4 protein-coding genes are annotated in these 4,449 nt (G+C 40.0%); 2 read left to right on the plus strand and 2 right to left on the minus strand.

Going from position 1 to position 4,449, the window contains the following annotated elements; translation table 11 throughout:
* Positions 1-370: 370 nt before the first annotated feature.
* Both DXD65_RS21425 and DXD65_RS21075 read left to right on the plus strand, forming a co-directional pair.
* Positions 371-532 carry a hypothetical protein gene (locus tag DXD65_RS21425; protein ID WP_005825763.1) on the plus strand — a complete coding sequence of 54 codons (162 nt, stop codon included), beginning with the start codon at positions 371-373 and terminating at the stop codon, positions 530-532.
* Entirely contained in the window at positions 529-681 is a 153-nt protein-coding gene (locus tag DXD65_RS21075) for a hypothetical protein (RefSeq protein WP_005825762.1), read from the plus strand. The genes DXD65_RS21425 and DXD65_RS21075 overlap by 4 nt, the downstream gene beginning before the upstream one ends.
* 153 nt (positions 682-834) lie before the next feature.
* Here the strand turns inward: DXD65_RS21075 and DXD65_RS20705 are convergent, their stop codons facing one another.
* Together DXD65_RS20705 and DXD65_RS20710 are read right to left on the minus strand one after the other, a co-directional pair.
* Positions 835-1,176 carry a hypothetical protein gene (locus DXD65_RS20705; protein ID WP_008661937.1) on the minus strand — a complete coding sequence of 114 codons (342 nt, stop codon included), beginning with the start codon at positions 1,174-1,176 and terminating at the stop codon, positions 835-837.
* Positions 1,177-1,257: 81 nt separating this feature from the next.
* Complete coding sequence (locus DXD65_RS20710) at positions 1,258-4,425, minus strand: hypothetical protein (protein WP_005825757.1); 3,168 nt, start codon at positions 4,423-4,425, stop codon at positions 1,258-1,260.
* Positions 4,426-4,449 lie beyond the last annotated feature (24 nt).

The following is a 4,449-nucleotide window of genomic DNA, read 5'->3' on the forward strand; positions in this document are numbered from 1 at the left end:
TCCCCGATGACTGAGGAGAACATCTCTTGTAAGGTAATTTCATTTCTGCTCATTTCCAATTTATTTATAAAGAGTTTATCTTACAAGTATATACAATAAAATGAAGAAAAACAGAAGCTTATAATGTATTTTTCATTTTAGCCAGTCTTTCAGAATGCCCCCAAATATATTTCTTATATTTGCGAAAAAAGTCGCATTGAAAAAAAATCGCAATATGAATAATCCATTTAAATTCAGTACCATTGTAGACGGTGAATACTTTACGGATAGAGTAGCGGAATAGGGAAGAGTAAGAGAGATACTTGCAAGTGAAAATCGCCTGATATTTATTAGTCCACGACGTTTCGGCAAGACCAAAGTAACGAAAGGATTGTCACGTCCCGTTTTTCAGTTGAACCTGCAGTTGGTAACAGGCACTGCCGACTTTGCCGCACGATTATTGTGGATTATGCTTCAGCAATATCCTATGGAACGCCTGGAGTATCTCATCACTCACTTTCATTTTATTCCCACCATTTCAACCAATCCATGACAGATGGCATAGAAGTTTCATTTCAGCCGCCAATGGATGAAACAGACAAGAAGGTATTGATAGGCTTAGCTGTAGAGATGAGGGTTCCAGTCTTCCTTTTCTACAAGGTGTCGGCATTGATTCTCCAAGTACTGCCTTTGGCAGTTTAAAGCTGCTTGGGCAACAAGATATGTGATACGCAACGAAGAGTATGAACTGGATGCTCCTTTCTTTCTTGTCGATATATACAAAGATGGCTATTTCCGTTTTCCTAAGAAGGAAAATGGAAATAGCCGTTTCTAGTATGGAATATCTAGCTTATATCATTTTGGGTAATTGATTCTTCTGCCCAATACGTCATTGCGCATTTCCCGTTCACTACGATAGAGCTTCCCGTCTTTCAGGAAATAGTAAGCAGGATATCCGGCAAACTCAATTGTAGCATATTCCAAATTATCTGCACTTTTACAGACTTGCCAAGTACCTTCATAAGTCAGCGAGTCGTTAAACTGGATAAGTGTGGTTGAATCCGCTTTAAGTTCAAAGCGTACTCCTTCTTCCGTAAAAAAAGTGCCGCCAAAGGGATGGCTACTGCTTTTTCCGGTACAGGCTACTAACACACAGATACCCATCAAGAGCATTGAAGAATAAATAAATCTTTTCATCTTCATCTGTTTTTATTTAATCAATAAAGGGTATCCCATTAAGGAATACCCTTTAATATATCAGTATCTAACGATCTTTACTTATCGTGTACCAGGAGTTCCAGAGTTAGGAGCTACAGTAATCTCATAAACATTGATGAGAGTTTTCCACTTATAACCGTATTCAACCGGGATAAACAGCTTATAAGCTTTGTTAACCGGAGTACCGCTATAGTTGTAATAAGTCAAGACTTTTTCTTTGTCACCGTCACCATCGATATCTTTTTCTTCATATCTGATTTCAATGTTTGCAGGCAACTTACCATTTGTATAACCTTCTTCTGGTTCCAAGTTACCGTCAGTCAGTTTCAAGTTAGTCTTGATCTTAGTAACATCCAGAATATTGTCAGAACCAGCCTTCAACGGCCAAACAGCTTCTCTTACTTGATAGAAGTCATACAATGCTTTTGGCAGACCAGTTGTGTTTTCCACAATCTGCTTGTTGTCATTCCAAGAGTAGTAAGTGAATGCACCAGTTACATCAATTGAGCTACCTTCGTTCTTGGCGTCAACGAAGTTGTCGATTTCGCCCTTCTTAACTTGCAACGGCTCAATAATATTTGCTTCGTATTGCTTAACAATGCCTACATTCTTTGCATTATTGCAGAGATCAGCAACCAAGTTGATGGGAACCATCTTACCAACCAATGCCTTAGCAGCTTCTGTCGGTTGATTAGTGAAATCTGTAACAGCATGATCAGGAACAGCTTCTTGCAACTTGATGTTGTACGTCAGCTCGTCTGCGTTCAAAAGGTTAGCCTTGTGATTTACGATTGTTGCTGCTAATTCTCCCTTAATCCACAATTCTGTATCATTGTTTCTCAACTCAGCCTTCACTTCAGTACCATCGTTCCAAATATAAGTATAGTTGGCGATTCTTGCCTTATCGAATACGAATCTTACGCCTTCTTCTGCATAGTAAATGCCGTTAGCATTTTCAGGCATAGTGTGGTCAGGTTGCATCGGACCAAAAGCAGGATAATAGAACTTCGTATTAGCTACATTCTTATCTGTATAATAGATAGCGCCAGCAGCACCTTCAGTAGGTTTCACACCTCTGTCATCCAAGAAACCGTTCAACAAGTCAGTATAGATGTTACATGTCGGGTTAGTACCGTCAACAACATTCCATGCCGGATTAGATTCTTTGGTTCCATAAACGATCGGGTTGATGTTGAATATCTTATATTCCTTTTCACCTTTCCAGTATGTACCCATGTGGCCCCATACATTTAAAGCAGGCATATAGACAGTTCTTGTCATCACAACGGTAATATCAGCATTGATACCCTTAGGATCTTTGTAGATAACAGTCTTCGTGAACGTCTTCTCTTGCTGACCAGGCCAGAACACACCAAGATCTTCTTCGTTTAATGTCCACAAAATATTGTGAGACTCAACGCCTTCTTCCGGATCTTTCAAATCTTCAGCTGTACCAGCTCCCTCACCTACAATGAATTCAGTATAGATAGCATGGAATTCGTTCTTTGTCATACCACCTTCTTTAGCCTTGTCGTAAATCATGGTATTCATCATTTCTGTATCGACAAGGTTCTTAACTTTACAAGAGAACAATACCGGATTGAACGGAACTGCCAGTTCTTTTCCTTCCATTGTCCATTTAACCTTCAAGTAACGTTGAGCAACCAATGCATTGCCATTTACAGAGTCGATCAATTCTACGCAAACAATAGGCTCACGACCTACGGCTGTTGCAGATCCAGAGATGTCATATACTTTAGCAGACATTTTACCATTCATCGGAGAATCGATTTCTGCAAATTTTTGTTGGTCAGTCTTGTTGTCATTGTCGTTTTCAGGAATATAAGCGGCTTCTGCCAGACGGAAACGGAATGTCAGACCATAGTCCTTGTAGTCTACCAAATCCTCATGTGCGGCATGATCATTGGCTTTGTCACTAACACAAACTTTTACCAATTTCTTTAAATCAAGAGGTTGGTCATAAGCTTGGTAATAGTCAACTAAAGCATTTGCATTTGATTCATACAGACATACTGAGTCATGATAGTGAACATAGAAATCACCGTTTCCATCATTCTGTATTTCGTCTGCGAATTCACCTGTTATGGTTTCTCCAAAATCAGTTCTGCTGTTAGCCAAATACGGCAATTTGATAAGCTCTTCAATACGAGCATATTCAGAGTTTACATAAACGCCATCAATAGTACCAGCTTCAACATCCTTAGCTTCGTCTTCTGTATAGTTTTCTGCAGAAATAGGAGCTTTCAAAGAAGCCATATAGAATTTCTCCTTATTGCCTTCCTTAGTGGTAGAGAGCTGTTGACCTAAGAAATCAGAATGTTTTTTGAATGTAACTTCCAGTACACCTTCCTTGTCAATATTGTGACCTGTAACTTCGATCGGGCTATTGTTTGTAATTGTTGTACCGTCAGCATTCTTTGTCATTATATTTTCAGACTTGATGCAGTCAAATGACGGAGTCAGGATATCTTGAGTACGAACACCTACACTCGGGCTTACATGGAAATAAGCCTTATTCTTCTCAGTAGCGATGTAACGGGCTGTACCGGCATCTTTGTGGTCTAACACAGGACGGTTAGTGTGGCCCGAAGGATCAGACGTATGTGTAGGCATTGCCTCATACTTCTGAGGAGTATACTGCAAAGTGGTAAAAGTCATAGCAGCAATACCGTTGATATGCTGAGTCGGGATCAGAGCTAGACTAGTCAGACGGTGTCCAATCAATTTAACCACCTCAGCGGTCAGGGCATCAACCTTTGCAGCCAAAGCTTGTAATTTTTCGTCTGTAACGAAGCCTCCTTCAAGCTCTTTCTTTAAATCTGCAATTTTCTTGTCCACAGTCTCCAATGAGGCCATTTTGTCAATTTGCTTCTGCAAGTCTGCCTGCGCTTTCTCCAGAGCGGCTTTTAAGGCTGCAATTTCTTCAGAAGAAGATCCACCTTGTCCTGCTTTGTCCAATGCTTCTTTAGCTTTGTCCAGTGCTTCTTGTGCTGCTGTTTTAGCATTAGAAGCTTCAGTTTTGGCTTCAGCGATAGAAGTCTCCAAAGCACTTACTTTAGAGTTCAATTCATCAAGTGAAGCTTTCTTGTCCAGTTGTCCCTGCAAGTCCTTGATGTCATCATCATAGTCCTTACAAGACGTGAACGTTCCTGCAGTACCAGCCATTAAGGCACTGAACAGGATCACACTTAGAAACTTTTTGTTCATAATTGAAAACTTTAAATTTATAAA

The sequence above is a fragment of the Bacteroides sp. 4_1_36 genome (genome assembly GCF_003466325.1).
Classification (GTDB): domain Bacteria; phylum Bacteroidota; class Bacteroidia; order Bacteroidales; family Bacteroidaceae; genus Bacteroides; species Bacteroides uniformis.